This window comes from Variovorax sp. LjRoot175, from assembly GCF_964253805.1.
Classification (GTDB): Bacteria; Pseudomonadota; Gammaproteobacteria; order Burkholderiales; family Burkholderiaceae_C; genus Variovorax.
This window is the reverse complement of record NZ_CAXURY020000001.1, coordinates 254,104-269,648: the sequence shown is the minus strand read 5'-3', so window position 1 is coordinate 269,648 and position 15,545 is coordinate 254,104. Positions and strand designations below refer to the sequence as shown.

Sequence of the window (15,545 nt, the reverse complement as noted above, 5' to 3'; positions counted from 1 at the left end):
GTCAGGTCTCCGGGTTGTCCGCCTGTTCGTGGCATGGATCGAATCGAACGGCCAACAGCCGCGCATCGGCACCGTCGGGCCTGGCGTGCCAGGCATGCGGCGCATCGGCCCACCACAGGCCCTCGCCTTCGGCGCAGTCGATGATCGACATGCCGTCGAGCTCCCACTGTCCGCGCAGCGCCAGCAGCATGCCGTGGGTCGCGCTGCCCAGCAGCGCCGCGCTTTCCAGCACCTGGAGCTTCGCATGCCAGCGCCCGCGGCGCGTCATCACGTTGAAGTCGCTCGACGCGCCGCCCAGCAGCGTGCAGGCCAGCGGCAGGTCGCCGCTGAAGGCAAAGGGGTGGTGCAGGGTCGCGAGGCGGTGGTCGAGCGCGTGGCCGGCCGGGTCGGCCGAACGCAGCTGCACGCCATCGCCGGCCAGCAGCATGATCGTGCGGTCGATGCCCGGGAACACCGAGAACGGGCCGCTCGCGGCGATGGTGGCGATGGACAGGCGCCATTCGAAATCACCGAGCCCCGCGCCGGGCGGCCAGCAGGCGATCTCGCGCGTGCTGCCGCCGCCGTTCTTCCACGGCGTGACGGGCAAGGTGGCGGTATCGAAGCCGTGCAGGCTCATCGCACCAGCCCTCCCTGCCGCAGCCGCTGCTCGAAATGCCGCAGCACCAGCGTGACCGCGCCGGTCAGCGCGAAGTAGACGGCCGCGATGGCCAGGTAGAGCTCGAGCGAGCGGTACGACACGCTGATGATCTTCTGGCCTTCGTGCATCAGATCGTGGATCGTCAGCAGCGACACCAGCGCCGAGTTCTTGATGAGCGCAATGAACTCGTTGCCCAGCGGCGGGATCATGCGCACCACCGCCTGCGGCAGGATGATGTGGCGCATCGCCGCCGAAGGCCGCATGCCGAGCGACTGCGCCGCCATCGTCTGGCCGCGGTCGATCGACTGGATCGCGCCGCGCACGATCTCCGACACGTAGGCGCCCGAGTACACGCCGAGCCCGAGCACGCCGCACACGAAGGCCGGCAGCAAGAGGCCGAAATGCGGCAGCCCGAAGAACAGGATGAAGAGCTGCACCAAAAGCGGCGTGCCGCGGATCGCCGCCACGTAGGCGGTGCAGAGCGCGTAGAGCGTCTTGCGGCGCGGATCGAGCCGGCCGATGCCCCCCAGAAGCCCCAGCACGCAGCCCAGCAGCAAGGCGCAGGCCGTGATCTCCACGGTGACCAGCGCGCCGCGCAGCAGCGCGGGCCAGCCCTCGAAAACCGGCGCAAAGTCCAGATCCATGGCGGTGCCGGTCTACTTCGCGGTGTTGCTGAACCACTTCTTGACGATCTGCGCGTAGGTGCCATCGGCCTTGAGCTTCTCGATGGCGCCGTTCACGGCCTTGGTGAGTTCGGGCGTGTCCTTGCGGATCGCCATGCCGTACTCCTCGGTCGTGAGCTGCTCGTCGAGCACGCGCAGGCCGGGGCGCGTGCGCACGTACTGGTAGGCGGCGGGCTTGCCGGTCACGGCCGCGTCGCTGCGGCCGATGTCGACGAGGTTGAACATCTCCTGGTTCTTCTCGACCTCGACCAGCTGCACCTGCGGATACTTCTCCTTCACGTAGCCGACCGACTTGGTGCCGACCTGCACGCTGACCTTCTTGCCGTTGAGGTCGGCGGGCGTCTTGATGGCGGCATTGCCCTCCTTCACCATCGCGACCAGGCCGCCGGCGTAGTAGGGAATGGTGAAGTCGACCACCTTCTTGCGCTCGTCGGTGATGTAGATCGCCGACACGGCCATGTCGAAGCGCTTCGACACCAGGCCCGGCACCAAGCCCTTGAAGTCGATGTCGACCCACTCGATCTTGCGGCCCAGCGTCTTGCCGATGGCCTCGACCAGCTCGACGTCGAAGCCGGTGCGCTTGCCGTTTTCGACGAATTCCATCGGCGGGAAGGTGGCGTCGGTGGCGACCGTGAGCACGTTGTTCTGCGCCAGCGCAGAAGCCGTGAAGCCGAACGCGGCGAAGCCGGCAAGGCCTGCGATCAGGAGGTGGCGGCGAAATGGCATGAGAAATTCTTTCTTGGTGACGAGAGGGTGGATCGAAGGCTTGTTGCGTGCTCACTCGGGCTTGATGTTCTTCTTCTTGATCACATCGGCCCAGCGCGCGGTTTCCGTCTGGATCGTCGCAACGATCTGCTGCGGCGTGCCGCTGCCGGGCTCGAGGCCGAGCACGGCGAACTTCTCTTTCATCTCGGGCTTGGCCAGCACACGCGCGCTTTCGGCGTTGAGGCGATCGACGACGGCCTTGGGCGTCGCAGCAGGTGCCATCAGCGCGTACCACGACACGGCCTCGAAGCCAGGCAAGCCCTGCTCGGCGATGGTCGGCAGCTCGGGCATCGTGGCGGAGCGCTTGAGGCTGGCGACGCCGAGCGCGCGCAGCTTGCCGGACCTGACGTGCGGCAGCACCGCGGACATCGAACCGAACATCATCGTCACCTGCCCGCCCACCACGTCGTTCAGCGCCGGCCCGATGCCTTTGTAGGGAACGTGGATCAGCTGCAGATCGGCATCGAGCGCCATCAGCTCGCCGGCCAGATGGGCCTGGCTGCCCGCGCCGGGCGATGCGAAGCTCAAGCTGCCGGGCTTCTGCCTGGCGAGCGCCAGCAGCTCCTTCACCGACTTCGCCGGCACGGCGGCGTTCACCACCAGCACGTTCTCGACCGTCGCGAGCATCGCGACCGGCTGCAGCTCCGAGGCCTTGTACGGCAGCGCAGGAAAGAGGATCGGGTTCACCGCGATGTTGCCGACCGGCACGATGCCGAGCGTGTAGCCGTCGGGCGCGGCCTTGGCAATCAGGTCGACGCCGATGTTGCCGGCGGCACCGACCTTGTTCTCGACCACGAAGGGCTGGCCCAGGATCTCGGTGAACTCCTGCCCCAGCACGCGGGCCACCACATCGGCCGGACCGCCCGGCGCGAAGGGCACGATCACGTGGACCGGCTTGGCGGGATAGGCCTGCGCGTGCGCCGCCAACGGCAGGGCGAGCAGCAGGGGCAACAGAAAGGCGAGGCGGCGCTTGATCATCATCAGAGTTCCTCGAACGGTGGAATGGCACGCTGGGCGATCGCCGCGAGGACCTCGTAGTCTGCGGGATCGGGGACGGCGAAGCCTGCAAGCAACAAGCGTTCCGTCACGGCTTCGAGTTCCGGTGCATCCGCCGCCGCGCGCAAGGCATCGCGCAGGCGCGCGAGTTCGTCGGACGCGAGCGCCGCCGTCGCAACCAGCGGCGGGATCGGCATCGCCTCGGTGCTGGCGATGATGCGCACCCGCTGCGCCGACGCGGGCTCGTTGTGACGCAGCAGGTCATGGTAGTAGCTGTCGAGCGGGCCGACGTCGATGCGGCCTGCGGCCAGGGCTTCGATGACGCCGCGTGCGTGGATGAGATTGCCCACCGCTCGGGCATAGAGCCGCGGCCTGTGCGTGGCGCGGTACGGCGCGAGATGGTTGCGGAAGGCGACGCCGCCAGACATCGAGTCGGCCAGCGTGTAGCCCACCACGCCGCCGAAGGTATCTTCGAGGCGTTCGTACTTCGAATCGGCGCGCACCACGATGTCGGTGAAGTAGACCGGCCGGCCCTCGTAGCGCGCCGGCGACGGGATCGGCGCGGCGACCAGCGCGGGCCGCGGCGCGCGTTGCGAGAACGGCAGGCCGCACATCATCGCGAGGCCCAGGTCATCGCGCGCCCACAGCGCCGAGAGCGGAGCCGGGGCGTCGTAGTCGATCACGTCCCAATCAAGCCCGGCGCGCGCGAGCGCCCACGCGAACAGCGCTTTCCAGTCGGCGCGCGCCGAGGCGGTGGCCGAGTACATGCGCGCGTTGGCGACCGGCGTCATCGATCTCAGCGGAAGCGCAGCTGCTGTCCGAGGCCCATGGTCTTCGCCTTCGCGAGCATGGCGGAGCCGAGTGCGATGTCCGACAGCGAGAGGCCGCGGTGCCAGAAGAGATTGGTTTCTTCTTCGCTTTCGCGTCCGGGTTTGAGGCCGGCCACGATCTGGCCGAGCTCGGCATGCAGCGTCTTCTCGGACAACTTGCCGCTGTCCACGTGCGCGCGCAGCGCACCGAAGGGGCCGGCCTTGGCCTGGCCCCAGTCGTCCATCACCATCTTGTCCATGATGTCGGTCAGCGAGAGCTCGACCGCGCTCATGGTGCCGTAGGGAATCACGCAGGCGCCCTTCTTGATCCACTCGGTCTTGAGCATCGGCGCGGGCTTCTCGAGGCGCGAGGCCTCGACCACGATGTCGGCGCCGCGCACGCAGGATTCCCAGTCTTCGGTGACGGTGATCTTCATGCCGAGATCGCGTTCCAGGCGTGCGGCGAAGGCGTCGCGGCTCTCGGGCCGGCGCGAGTGCACGCGGATCTCGTCGAAGTGGAAGATCGAATGCAAGAGGCGCACATTCCAGTACGAGGTGCCGCGCGCGCCGATGTGGCCGAGGATCTTCGAATTCTTGCGCGCCAGATGCTTGGCGCCGATGGCGGTGATCGCGCCGGTGCGCATGTCGGTGATGTCGGAGGCATCGATGATCGCCACAGGGACGCCGGTCTTCGGGTCGAAGAGGTTGAGCAGCGCGAGCTCCGACGGCAGGCCCACTTCGTAGTTGCGATAGAAGTCGCCCACCACCTTCACGCCCGCCACGCCGAGCGGCCGGATGTAGCCGCGCAGCACGTTGAAGTGGCCCGGGTAATCCTTCTCGGGCACCAGGTGCATGCGCGGCTCGATGGTGGTCTGGCCACGACCCTGGGCCAGCAAGCCGTCCTCGACCGCAGCGACGATCTCGGCGTCGGTCATCGCCAGCGCCTGGACGTCGAGATGGTTCAGGTAGTGCAGGTAGATCTCGGACGACATCGCGTCAGCCCTGCTTGACCATCGGCAGGTTCAGCGCGTGCTTCTTCGCGGTGGCGACGGCCTGCTCGTAGCCCGCATCGGCATGGCGCATCACGCCGGTGGCCGGGTCGTTCCAGAGCACGCGCTCGATGCGCTTGGCCGCGGCGTCGCTGCCGTCGCAGACGATCACCACGCCCGAATGCTGCGAGTAGCCCATGCCGACGCCGCCGCCGTGGTGCAGGCTGACCCAGGTCGCGCCGCCGGCGGTGTTGAGCAGCGCGTTGAGCAGCGGCCAGTCGGAGACGGCGTCGCTGCCATCCTTCATTGCTTCGGTCTCGCGGTTGGGGCTTGCGACCGAGCCGGTGTCGAGGTGGTCGCGGCCGATCACGATCGGGCCCTTGAGTTCGCCCGACTTCACCATCTCGTTGAAGGCGAGGCCCGCCTTGTGGCGCTCGCCCAGGCCCAGCCAGCAGATGCGCGCCGGCAGGCCCTGGAACGCGATGCGCTCGCGCGCCATGTCGAGCCAGCGATGCGTGTGCGTGTTCTCGGGGAACAGTTCCTTGATCTTGGCGTCAGTCTTGTAGATGTCTTCCGGGTCGCCCGAAAGCGCCACCCAGCGGAACGGGCCCTTGCCTTCGCAGAACAGCGGCCGGATGTAGGCCGGAACGAAGCCGGGGAAGTCGAAGGCGTTCTTGACGCCCTCGTCGAAAGCGACCTGGCGGATGTTGTTGCCGTAGTCGACCGTGGGAATGCCCATGGCCTGGAAGTCGAGCATGGCCTGCACATGCACCGCGCAGGACTTGGCGGCTGCCTTGCGCAAGGTCGGATGCTGCGTCACGTCTGCCTTGGCGGCCTCCCATTGCGCAAGCGTCCAGCCGATCGGCAGGTAGCCGCTCGCGAGATCGTGCGCCGAGGTCTGGTCGGTCACGAGGTCGGGCTTGATGCCGCCGGCCTTGGCGCGCTTCACGAGTTCGGGCAGCACCTCGGCCGCGTTGCCCAAGAGGCCGATCGACACCGCTTCCTTGGCGGCCGTGTGCTGCTTGATCAGCGCGATCGCGTCGTCGATGTCCTTGGCCTGCTTGTCGAGGTAGCGCGTGCGCAGGCGGAAGTCGATGCTGGCCTGCTGGCATTCGATGTTGAGCGAGACCGCGCCGGCGAGCGTGGCCGCCAGCGGCTGCGCGCCGCCCATGCCGCCGAGGCCTGCGGTGAGGATCCACTTGCCCGAAAGATCGTCGTTGTAGTGCTGGCGGCCGGCCTCGACGAAAGTCTCGAAGGTGCCTTGCACGATGCCCTGGCTGCCGATGTAGATCCAGCTGCCAGCGGTCATTTGGCCGTACATCATCAGGCCCTTGCGATCGAGCTCGCTGAAGTGTTCCCAGGTGGCCCACTTGGGCACGAGGTTGGAGTTGGCGATCAGCACGCGCGGTGCGTTCTCGTGCGTCTTGAACACGCCGACCGGCTTGCCCGATTGCACCAGCAGCGTCTCGTCGTCGTTGAGCTCCTTCAGCGTCGCGAGGATCTGGTCGAAGGAGGCCCAGTCGCGCGCGGCGCGTCCGATGCCGCCGTAGACCACCAGGTCCTGCGGGCGCTCGGCGACCTCGGGATCGAGGTTGTTCTGCAGCATGCGAAACGGCGCCTCGGTGAGCCAGCTCTTGCAGCTGAGCGTGCTGCCGCGCGGGGCGCGGACCACGCGGCTCGCGTCATGGCGAGGATCGTTCTTCTGGGCGACGAACTTGTCGGGTGCATTCATGGCGTAGTGTCCTTTCGATGACGGAGGAGCGGTGTGTCAGGCCTGGCTGGGCAGGATGGCTTGCAGGGCTTCGGGCCAGCGGCCCCGGCGCGCCCACTGGCGCATGGATTCGATGTCGGGCGCGAGGAAGCGGTCCTGGTCGATGAAGGCGACGCGCTCGCGGATGTTGGTGAATTCGGCTTCGACGAGCGGTGAACTCTTGGGGCCACGCTTCAACTCGATGCCTTGCGCGGCGGCCATGGCTTCGATGCCGACGACGACCGCCGTGTTCTCCACCATCTCGGCCAGGCGCCGGCCCGCGAAGGTGGCCATCGACACATGATCTTCCTGGTTGGCCGAGGTCGGCAAGCTGTCGACGCTGGCCGGATGCGCGAGCGACTTGTTCTCGGAGGCAAGCGCCGCGGCCGTGACCTGCGCGATCATGAAGCCCGAGTTGACGCCGCCGTCGCGCACCAGGAAAGGCGGCAGGCCCGAGAGCCCGCTGTCGAGCAGCAGCGCCATGCGGCGCTCGGAAATGGCGCCGATTTCGCTCACGGCGAGCGCGATGATGTCGGCCGCGAAGGCGACCGGCTCGGCGTGGAAGTTGCCACCGGAGATCACATCGCCGTTGTCGAACACGAGCGGGTTGTCGGATGCGGCATTGGCTTCGATGCGCAGCACGCGTGCCGCATGCGCGAGGTTGTCGAGGCAGGCGCCCATCACCTGCGGCACGCAGCGGACCGAGTACGGGTCCTGCACGCGGCCGCAATCGGCATGCGAGGGAATGATCTCGCTGCCTTCGAGCAGCGTGCGCACCGCGGCCGCCACGGCGATCTGGCCCGGCTGGCCGCGCGCGGCATGGATGCGCGCATCGAAGGGCTTGATCGAGCCCTGGATCGCTTCGAGCGAGAGCGCGCCCGCCATCAGTCCGGCCGCGAACACGTCCTCGGCGCCGAACAGGCCGGCGAGCGCGAGCGCCGTCGACACCTGCGTGCCGTTGAGCAGCGCGAGGCCTTCCTTGGGGCCGAGCACGAAGGGCTTGAGCCCGATGCGCGACAGCGCCTCCGCGCCGCCGATCACCGCGCCGTCGGGCGCCGTGACCTCGCCCTCCCCGATCAGCACGCAGGCCAGGTGCGCCAGCGGCGCCAGATCGCCCGACGCGCCGACCGAGCCCTTGGACGGAATGCGCGGCAGCAGGCCGGCATTGCCGAGCGCGATCAGCGCATCGACGATCTCGGGCGCGATGCCCGAGTGGCCGCGCGCCAGGCTCACGGCCTTGGTTGCAAGCACCAGCCGCACCACGCCCTCGGGCAGGGGCGCACCGGTGCCGGCGCTGTGCGAGAGCACCAGGTTGCGCTGCAGCTCGGCCAGGCGCTCATGCGGAATGGTGGTCTGCGCGAGCTTGCCGAAGCCGGTGTTGATGCCGTAGACCGTCTCGCCGGCATCGACGATCCTGCGCACCGTCGCCTGGGACGCGAGCAGGCCGCTGCGCGCCGACGGATCCAGCGCGAGCTGCACGCCGCCGGCATGCACGCGGCGCAGCGTGGCGAGGTCGACTTCGCCGGGGGTGAGCACCAGCGGTGGGAGGGAAAGGGAGGCGTTGTCCATGCGGGGTCCTGTCTATACAAGTAGGTGCGTGCGAAGCCGGTTCTGGATTCGCCCGTCAGCCAAAGCTGGGATTGCCGTCGGCGCGGAAGCGGCTGCCCAGCCGATAGCGCGAAGCGGGATGCAGGCAGCGCACCATCGTCACCGGCACGCTGCGCGTCCAGGTGCGGCGCGTGAGCAGCAGGCAGGGATCGGTCACCGGCATCGCGAGGCGCTCGGCCTGCTCGGCCGTGGGCAGCACCGCATCGACGACGTGCTCGATCTGGTCGAAGGGCACGTTGCGAACCAGGTACTCGCTGGGCGAGACGGTGGAGAAGTCCTGCTCCAGGAAAGTCGGCACGGCGTGCGGATTGACGTGGCGGTCTTCGAGCTGCACCGGGATTTCGTTTTCCAGATGCAGGCACACGGTATGGAAGACCGACTCGCCGGGCCTGAGGTCCAGCCACACGGCGACGTCGGGTGAGGCCGCGATGCGCTCGGCCACCAGGAATTCGCAGCGGTAGTCGTGGCCGCGCACCCGGATCTCGCTCGCGATGTTGGCGATCTGCAAGAGCGTCGACTGCGGCTTGTTCTCGGCCACGAAGCTGCCCACGCCGGCCACGCGCACGATGCGCCCCTGCTCCACCAGCTCGCGCAACGCGCGGTTGACCGTCATGCGCGCGACGCCGAACTGCGCGACCAGTTCGCTCTCCGACGGCAGCCGATGGCCGGCCGGCCAGGAGCCGTCCTGGATCTTGTGCGTGATGAAGGCCTTGACCTGCTCGTACAGCGCGAGTGCGGGCTGCGGCGGCTGGGCCTTGCGTGGATTCATCTCAATGCTCCGCCGCCGCCATCGATTCGGCGCGGATCTCCTCGGTCAGCCGTGCCTTGATTTCCATGAACTCGGGCGAGGTCTTGATCGTGTAGTGGCGCGGATGCGGGAAGTCGACCGCGATCTCGCTCTTGATGCGGCCAGGCCGGGCGCTGAACACCGCAACGCGATTGGCCATGAAGATGGCTTCGTCGATGTCGTGAGTGACGAAGAGCACCGTCTTCTGCGCCGATTCCCAGATGCCGAGCAAGAGCTCCTGCATCAGCACGCGGGTCTGGTTGTCGAGCGCGCCGAAGGGCTCGTCGAGCAGGAGCATCTTCGGGTCGTTGGCGAGCGCCCGCGCGATCGCGGTGCGCTGCTGCATGCCGCCCGAGAGCTGCTTGGGAAAGTGGCTCTCGAAACCGCGCAGCCCCACCTTGGCGATGAAGTAGTCGCTGCGCTCCTTCTGCTCGGCCTCGCTCATGCCGCGCTCGCGCAGGCCGAAGCGGATGTTCTGCGCGATGGTGAGCCAGGGGAAGAGCGTGTAGCTCTGGAACACCACGCCGCGGTCGGCGCCCGGGCCTTCGATGGTCTGGCCGTCGAGCAGCACGCGGCCTTCGGTCGGATAGTCGAGGCCGGCGACGATGCGCAGCAAGGTCGACTTGCCGCAGCCCGAGGGGCCGAGGATGGTGACGAAGTCGTTTTCCTTGACCTCGAAGTCGATGGGCAACAGCGCCTGCGTGCTCTGGCCGCGCGTGCCGGTGAATGTGCGGGACACGCCGCGGATCGAAAGCTGGTTCATCAGATCGTGCTCCATGCGAACAGGCGGCGGTTCAAGGCCTTGAAGGCGAAATCCGAGATGAGGCCGATCACGCCGATGACGATGATCCCGAAGATGATCTGCCCGGTGTTGAGCAGCGCCTGGCTGTCGGTGATCATGTGGCCGATGCCCGAAGAGGAGCCGATCAGCTCGGCGACGATCACGTAGGTCCAGGCCCAGCCCAGCACCAGGCGCAGCGTTTCGGCGATGCCCGGTGCGGCGCCCGGGATCAGCACCCGCGCGACGATGCCGCGGCTGTTGGCGCCCAGCGTGTACGCAGCCTCGACCAGGTCGCGGCGCGCGCTGCCGACGGTGACGGCCACCATCAGCGTGATCTGGAACACCGAACCGATGAAGATGACCAGCAACTTCTGCGCCTCGCCGATGCCGGCCCACAGGATCAGCAGTGGGATGAAGGCCGAGGCCGGCAGGTAGCGGCAGAAGGAAACGAAGGGTTCGAAGAAGGCCTCGACGCTCTTCCAGGTGCCCATCGCGATACCCAGCGGCACGGCGACGATGGCGGCCAGCACGAAGCCGCCGAACACGCGCCACACCGTCATGCCGATGTCGTGGATGAAGTTGTACTCGGTGAAGAGCGAAACGCCTTCCTTGAGCATCGTGACCGGGCTGGCCAGGAAGGTGGGCGACACGAAGCCACCGAGCGTGAAGAAGGTCCAGACGACCACGAAGAGCACGAAGAAGCCCAGACCCAGCAGCCAGCGCGCACGCGCGCTGACGGGCTCGAGCGGCGCGAGGGCGCGGCGCCGCCGCGGCGCCGGCTCTGTGGCGGCCGGGCCGGCAGAGACTGCCGGCTTCGAAGCGTTGATGACGGGCGTCGCGTCCATGCTTGCTGCTCGCTCTTACTTGATGAAGCTGGTGTCGAAGGTGACCGAGAGATCCTCGGGCGCCTTGCGGATCACGCCGGCCTCCAGCAGGATGGCTTGGGCGTCCTTCATGAAGGGCGTGATCTCGCTGGCGAAGAACTTCTGGTTGGCCGCCTTGTCCGACCAGCGCAGATAGGCCGAGGACTTGGCGAACTGCTCGCCGGTCTGCTTGACGGCCGCGCCCATGATCTCGTTCGACTTGGCCGGGTCGGCCTTGATCATCTCGATGGCTTCGAAGTACGAGTTGGTCAGAGCCTGGGCTGCCTTGGCGTTGGCCTTGAGCCAGGTCGGCGCGCAGCCCACCGTGTCCATCACCATCGGGTAGTCGAGCGTGGTGGCGAGGATCTTGCCGGCCGCAGGGTTGGCGCGCACGGTTGAGAGGTAGGGCTCGTAGGTCATCGCGGCATCGTTCTGGCCGGCCACGAAGGCCTGCGCAGCGGGCTGCGGCTCGAGCGAGACCAGCTTGACGTCCTTCATCGTCATGCCGTTCTTGTTGAGCATCCAGGCCAGGCCGAAGTACGGCGCGGTGCCCGGCGCGCTGACGCCGACGGCCTTGCCCTTGAGGTCGGCGAAGCTCTTGACGTCGTTGCGCACGGCCAGGCCGTCAGCGCCATAGGACTTGTCCATCTGGAAGATCTGCACGATCGGCACGCCGTTGGCGTTCCAGGCCACATGGGTCTCGACCGTCGTGGCCGCGCACTGGATCGCGCCCGAGGCGAGCGCCAGATGGCGGTCCTTCTGCGGGATCATCTTGATCTCGACGTCCAGCCCGTTCTTCTTGAAGATGCCGGCCTTGTCAGCCAGCGTGAGCGGCGCGAAGCCGGTCCAGCCGGACATGCCGAGGGCGATCTTGGTTTCCTGCGCGTGGGCGTTCGCCGCCATGCCAGCGACACACACGCCCGCCGCCAGCAGCGAGGCGATTTTTCCGACCGTCTTGACCATCAAGGTTCTCCTGTTGCATTTGAAAAAAATTCGGCTCGCTGCAAGCGTCCGCAGGGACGGTTTGCTGGCAAGGGGCCGAGTTTCATTCGCTGCGATGCACCTGTATATACAGGTTAACCCGGGATTGCGGCCCCGATCAAGCCTGGCTTTGCCCGCTCCCAGTGCGCAGAATCGGTTTCATGCACCAAAAGCTGTCTAGACAGGATAGCGCAGCAGCGAATAGCGCCCTTGTTCGCAAGCGCCATGCCAGCCGGAAAGCCGCTCGCTGCCCGCCCTCGCTTCGTGGACAATCGCCATCGCGCGCACGGGAGGTGCGCGCGTCCGTTTCCCCGCATGCAGCCCCGGCCCTCGGGGCGCCCCTAGAAATACAGCAATCCCTTGTCCACCCTGGCTTCCGATTCACTTGACGCCGCGCCGGAGCAGATCCTCCACGAGGTCTTCGGCTACGCGCAGTTCCGCGGCCCGCAGCAGGCGATCGTCGACCACGCGGTGGCCGGCGGCGATGCGCTGGTGCTGATGCCCACGGGCGGCGGCAAGTCGCTGTGCTACCAGATCCCGGCCATTGCGCGGCAGCGCGCGGGCCGCGGCGTGACGGTGGTGGTGTCGCCGCTGATCGCGCTGATGCACGACCAGGTCGGTGCGCTGCACGAAGCCGGCGTCGACGCGGCCTTTCTCAACTCCACGCTCGACTGGGAGCAGACGCAGGACGTGGAGCGCCGCATGCTGCGCGGCGAGATCACGCTGCTCTACGCGGCGCCCGAGCGCGTGACGACGCCGCGCTTTCTCTCGCAGCTCGATTCGCTGCAGGAGCGCGGCAAGCTCTCGCTGTTCGCGATCGACGAGGCGCATTGCGTGAGCCAGTGGGGCCACGACTTCCGGCCCGAGTACCGCGCGCTGACGGTGCTGCACGAGCGCTATCCCGGCGTGCCGCGCATCGCGCTCACCGCCACGGCCGATGCGCTGACGCGCGCCGACATCGTCGAGCGGCTGCAGCTCGAAGAGGCGCGCCAGTTCGTCTCCAGCTTCGACCGGCCCAACATCCGCTACACCATCGTCGAGAAGAAGGACGCGACCACGCAGTTGCTGCGCTTCATCGAGCGCGAGCACGAAGGCGATGCAGGCGTGGTCTATTGCCAGTCGAGAAAGCGCGTGGAAGACGTGGCCCAGACGCTGCGCGATGCGGGCACCAACGCCCTGCCCTACCACGCGGGCCTGGATGCCGCCGTGCGCCAGAAGCACCAGGACCAGTTCCTTCGCGACGAAGGCATCGTGATGGTCGCGACCATCGCCTTCGGCATGGGCATCGACAAGCCCGACGTGCGTTTCGTCGCCCACCTCGACATGCCGAAGAACATCGAGGGCTACTACCAGGAGACCGGCCGCGCCGGCCGCGACGGCGCAGCAGCCGACGCCTGGATGGCCTACGGCCTGCAGGACGTGGTGAATCAGCGCCGCATGATCGACGAGAGTCCGGCCGGCGAGGAGTTCAAGCAGGTGATGCGCGGCAAGCTCGATGCGCTGCTCTCGCTGGCCGAGGCCAGCGATTGCCGGCGCGTGCGGCTGCTCGGCTATTTCGGGGAGAGCTACCAGCGCGCCTCGGCCGACGCCGGGCCGCCCCAAGGCGGCCGCGGCCCCCTCGGGGGGCCGCGAGGACACGAAGTGCCGAGCGTGGGGGCCACATGCGGGAATTGCGACAACTGCTTGAACCCGCCGCAGGTGTGGGACGGCACGGATGCGGCGCGCAAGCTGCTGTCCACCATCTACCGCGTGCAGCAGCAAAGCGGCATCAGCTTCGGCGCCGGCCACATCATGGACATCCTGCGCGGCAAGACGACCGAGAAGGTCACGCAGTTCGGCCATGGCTCGCTCAGCACCTTCGGCATCGGCAGCGAGTTCAGCGAGGCGCAGCTGCGCGGCGTGCTGCGCCAGCTGATCGCGACCGGCGCGCTGGCCGTCGATGCGCAGGCCTACAACACGCTGCAGCTCACCGAGGGCTCGCGCGCCGTGCTCAAGGGCGAGACGCAGGTGCTGCTGCGCGAGTCGGTGTCATCGCCGGCCGAGCGCAAGCCGCGGCGCGAGAAAACCGCGCGCGGCGCGCCCTCGCCGGCCGCGGCCACGCTCGATGCGACCGGCCAGGCACGCTTCGCAGCGCTCAAGGCCTGGCGCGCCGAGGTGGCGCGCGAGCACAACCTGCCGGCCTACGTGATCTTCCACGACGCCACGCTCGCCGCCATCGCCGAGCGCGCGCCGGCCACGCTCGAGGACCTGCAGGGCATCAGCGGGATCGGCAGCAAGAAGCTGGAAGCCTACGGGTCGGACGTGCTGCGGGTCTGCGCGGCGTTCTAGGGCCGCGCCAGCAGCCGGCTTTCACGCGCCGGCGAGCGCACCAGGTAGGGCTGGCCGGCCGCCTCGGCCTTGCGCAGCGCCATCTCTTCCTTGTTCGATGAAACCGGCGCAGGACAGGCGCCGCCGCTGCGCAGCGCCAGCGCGGCCGCGAGCCGCGCCTCCGCCGGATCGCCGAGCGCATGGCCGAAATCGTCGGCGACCACGCAGGCGGGCGCGAAGCCGTCGCTGTAGTCGCCGAAGCCCTGCTGGTTCACGCCCTGGAACTGGATCGCGAAGTAGGTGGTGCCGCAGTTGTCCTGCGGGAAGAAGCCGTAGGGCTTGCCGCAGGTGGTGCCGCCGACCAGGTTCACGGTGACGCCGATGCCTCGCAGGCTGTTGACCACCGATTCGCTGGCGGAGCAGGTGTCGGGGCCCGCCAGCACGGTGACGCGCGACAGGCCCAGCCGCGGCAAGGCCTGGCCCGCCGGCACCGAGAAGCCGCGCGAAGTCGCGTGGAAAGGCAGGGTGGCCTGCGAAGGCGCCAGGTTGAAGGGGTTCTTGTTGTTGAACTGCAGGCGCTCGAACACGGCGCCGGTGGTCGCTGCGCCCGAGCTGACCATAGAAGCCAGCTCGCTGGCGATGTCGAGCAAGCCGCCGCCGTTGTAGCGCATGTCGATCACCAGGTCGGCGATGCCGGCGCTCTTGAGCTGATTCACGGCCGCGACCAGCGGCGCTTCGGCCGTTGCGAGGTGGTCGTTGAAGAGCAGGTAGCCGACCGGGCCGCTCGCCGTGGCGATGGTCTTCACGTTCTGCACCGGTGTACGCGTGATGCGCGCCGCGGTCAGCGTCAACGTGCGCTCGCTGCCGTCGGGCGCCCGCAGCTTGAAGTTGTGCGCCTCGCCTTCGCGCGCCGGCGCGAGGCCGGCATTGAGCGTGGCGGTGTCGGTGCCGCTCACCAGATCGACGCCATCGATTTCGATGAGCCGCGTGCCGCGCACGATTGCGGCTTGCGCCGCGGGCGAACCGGGCTCGGTGTAGGCCACGCGCACGTCGCGCGGCGGCGAGGCGCTCAGAAAAGCCAGCTCGGCGCCATAGCCCACGCCGACGCCGTTCTGCGACAAGGCGCGGTAGGCGGCAGTGTCCTGCGTGAAATGGAAGCGGTCCTTGGCGCGGCCGGCCGCCGTGAGCTTGGGCGTCTTGAGCACGTTGAAGTAGGTAATCGGCGTGGCGTAGTCGCCGGCGACCAGCGTGGTCGGCACCTCGTCGAACCAGAGGTAGGTTTCGTCGATCCATCCGCGCACCCAGCGCTTCTCGGCGGCGAGGGTGCCGAGCTGATCCGGGAAGGCGGCGCCGGTGTCGGGGTCGACGCCGGTGCGCGGAGCCGCGCACTGGCCGGCGACGCTGGAGGACGCGACGATGGGCTCGTCGCCGGAAGCCGCAGGCGTCGGCGCCATGGCCAGCGGCAATCCACCGCCGCCCCCACCGCCGCCGCCTCCGCAGGCCGTGAGCGTGGCCGCGGCCACGAGCATGGCCAGCGCTGCGCGCATGGGCAGTACAACCCTCATGAAGCTCTCCCTCGCGCGCCGGTG

Annotated in this window: 14 protein-coding genes; 1 reads left to right on the top strand and 13 read right to left on the bottom strand. The window is 68.2% G+C overall.

Annotation, left to right across the window (positions count from 1 at the left end):
• Window position 1: 1 nt before the first annotated feature.
• The 12 genes from ACSQ89_RS01410 to ACSQ89_RS01355 are packed head-to-tail and all read right to left on the bottom strand — an operon-like array spanning window position 2 to window position 11,631.
• Window positions 2–616: a HutD/Ves family protein gene (locus ACSQ89_RS01410; RefSeq protein ID WP_093104371.1), complete on the bottom strand. Its 615-nt coding sequence runs from the start codon at window positions 614–616 to the stop codon at window positions 2–4.
• A complete protein-coding gene (locus ACSQ89_RS01405) occupies window positions 613–1,281 on the bottom strand; it encodes an amino acid ABC transporter permease (protein WP_436292329.1) in 669 nt (222 codons plus the stop codon). Before ACSQ89_RS01405 ends, ACSQ89_RS01410 begins: the two co-directional genes overlap by 4 nt.
• 12 nt (window positions 1,282–1,293) lie before the next feature.
• Complete coding sequence (locus ACSQ89_RS01400) at window positions 1,294–2,046, bottom strand: transporter substrate-binding domain-containing protein (protein ID WP_436292328.1); 753 nt, start codon at window positions 2,044–2,046, stop codon at window positions 1,294–1,296.
• A 51-nt stretch (window positions 2,047–2,097) separates the two neighbouring features.
• On the bottom strand, window positions 2,098–3,066 hold the full coding sequence (locus ACSQ89_RS01395; protein ID WP_436292327.1) for a tripartite tricarboxylate transporter substrate binding protein: 969 nt from the start codon (window positions 3,064–3,066) through the stop codon (window positions 2,098–2,100).
• On the bottom strand, window positions 3,066–3,872 hold the full coding sequence (locus ACSQ89_RS01390) for a phosphate/phosphite/phosphonate ABC transporter substrate-binding protein (protein WP_093104377.1): 807 nt from the start codon (window positions 3,870–3,872) through the stop codon (window positions 3,066–3,068). Before ACSQ89_RS01390 ends, ACSQ89_RS01395 begins: the two co-directional genes overlap by 1 nt.
• Window positions 3,873–3,877: 5 nt before the next feature.
• Window positions 3,878–4,882, bottom strand: a complete 1,005-nt coding sequence (locus ACSQ89_RS01385) for an ornithine cyclodeaminase family protein (RefSeq protein WP_436292326.1) — start codon at window positions 4,880–4,882, stop codon at window positions 3,878–3,880.
• A 4-nt stretch (window positions 4,883–4,886) separates the two neighbouring features.
• Complete coding sequence (gene hutU / locus ACSQ89_RS01380; protein WP_093104380.1) at window positions 4,887–6,611, bottom strand: urocanate hydratase; 1,725 nt, start codon at window positions 6,609–6,611, stop codon at window positions 4,887–4,889.
• 36 nt (window positions 6,612–6,647) lie between these two features.
• A complete protein-coding gene (gene hutH, locus ACSQ89_RS01375) occupies window positions 6,648–8,198 on the bottom strand; it encodes a histidine ammonia-lyase (RefSeq protein WP_436292325.1) in 1,551 nt (516 codons plus the stop codon).
• Window positions 8,199–8,253: 55 nt separating this feature from the next.
• Window positions 8,254–9,006 (bottom strand): histidine utilization repressor, encoded by a 753-nt coding sequence (gene hutC, locus ACSQ89_RS01370; RefSeq protein ID WP_093104383.1) that lies wholly within the window; start codon window positions 9,004–9,006, stop codon window positions 8,254–8,256.
• Between the two features lies 1 nt (window position 9,007).
• Entirely contained in the window at window positions 9,008–9,787 is a 780-nt protein-coding gene (locus ACSQ89_RS01365; protein WP_093104676.1) for an ABC transporter ATP-binding protein, read from the bottom strand.
• Window positions 9,787–10,650, bottom strand: a complete 864-nt coding sequence (locus ACSQ89_RS01360; protein WP_093104385.1) for an ABC transporter permease — start codon at window positions 10,648–10,650, stop codon at window positions 9,787–9,789. The genes ACSQ89_RS01365 and ACSQ89_RS01360 overlap by 1 nt, the downstream gene beginning before the upstream one ends.
• Before the next feature lie 15 nt (window positions 10,651–10,665).
• Window positions 10,666–11,631, bottom strand: coding sequence for an ABC transporter substrate-binding protein (locus ACSQ89_RS01355; protein ID WP_093104386.1), 966 nt, complete (start codon window positions 11,629–11,631; stop codon window positions 10,666–10,668).
• Window positions 11,632–12,009: 378 nt separating this feature from the next.
• Here ACSQ89_RS01355 and ACSQ89_RS01350 point away from each other — a divergent pair, with 378 nt between their 5' ends.
• Window positions 12,010–13,977, top strand: a complete 1,968-nt coding sequence (locus ACSQ89_RS01350) for a RecQ family ATP-dependent DNA helicase (RefSeq protein WP_436292324.1) — start codon at window positions 12,010–12,012, stop codon at window positions 13,975–13,977.
• On the opposite strand, the gene ACSQ89_RS01345 is transcribed toward ACSQ89_RS01350, so the two are convergent.
• A complete protein-coding gene (locus ACSQ89_RS01345) occupies window positions 13,974–15,521 on the bottom strand; it encodes a S41 family peptidase (RefSeq protein ID WP_436292323.1) in 1,548 nt (515 codons plus the stop codon). The genes ACSQ89_RS01350 and ACSQ89_RS01345 overlap by 4 nt on opposite strands.
• Window positions 15,522–15,545 lie beyond the last annotated feature (24 nt).

Bases quoted from the DNA above. Each gene is read 5' to 3' on its own strand.
- ACSQ89_RS01410 (WP_093104371.1), bottom strand. From the start codon at position 616: ATGAGCCTGCACGGCTTCGATACCGCCACCTTGCCCGTCACGCCGTGG.
- ACSQ89_RS01405 (WP_436292329.1), bottom strand. From the start codon at position 1,281: ATGGATCTGGACTTTGCGCCGGTTTTCGAGGGCTGGCCCGCGCTGCTG.
- ACSQ89_RS01400 (WP_436292328.1), bottom strand. From the start codon at position 2,046: ATGCCATTTCGCCGCCACCTCCTGATCGCAGGCCTTGCCGGCTTCGCC.
- ACSQ89_RS01395 (WP_436292327.1), bottom strand. From the start codon at position 3,066: ATGATGATCAAGCGCCGCCTCGCCTTTCTGTTGCCCCTGCTGCTCGCC.
- ACSQ89_RS01390 (WP_093104377.1), bottom strand. From the start codon at position 3,872: ATGACGCCGGTCGCCAACGCGCGCATGTACTCGGCCACCGCCTCGGCG.
- ACSQ89_RS01385 (WP_436292326.1), bottom strand. From the start codon at position 4,882: ATGTCGTCCGAGATCTACCTGCACTACCTGAACCATCTCGACGTCCAG.
- hutU (WP_093104380.1), bottom strand. From the start codon at position 6,611: ATGAATGCACCCGACAAGTTCGTCGCCCAGAAGAACGATCCTCGCCAT.
- hutH (WP_436292325.1), bottom strand. From the start codon at position 8,198: ATGGACAACGCCTCCCTTTCCCTCCCACCGCTGGTGCTCACCCCCGGC.
- hutC (WP_093104383.1), bottom strand. From the start codon at position 9,006: ATGAATCCACGCAAGGCCCAGCCGCCGCAGCCCGCACTCGCGCTGTAC.
- ACSQ89_RS01365 (WP_093104676.1), bottom strand. From the start codon at position 9,787: ATGAACCAGCTTTCGATCCGCGGCGTGTCCCGCACATTCACCGGCACG.
- ACSQ89_RS01360 (WP_093104385.1), bottom strand. From the start codon at position 10,650: ATGGACGCGACGCCCGTCATCAACGCTTCGAAGCCGGCAGTCTCTGCC.
- ACSQ89_RS01355 (WP_093104386.1), bottom strand. From the start codon at position 11,631: ATGGTCAAGACGGTCGGAAAAATCGCCTCGCTGCTGGCGGCGGGCGTG.
- ACSQ89_RS01345 (WP_436292323.1), bottom strand. From the start codon at position 15,521: ATGAGGGTTGTACTGCCCATGCGCGCAGCGCTGGCCATGCTCGTGGCC.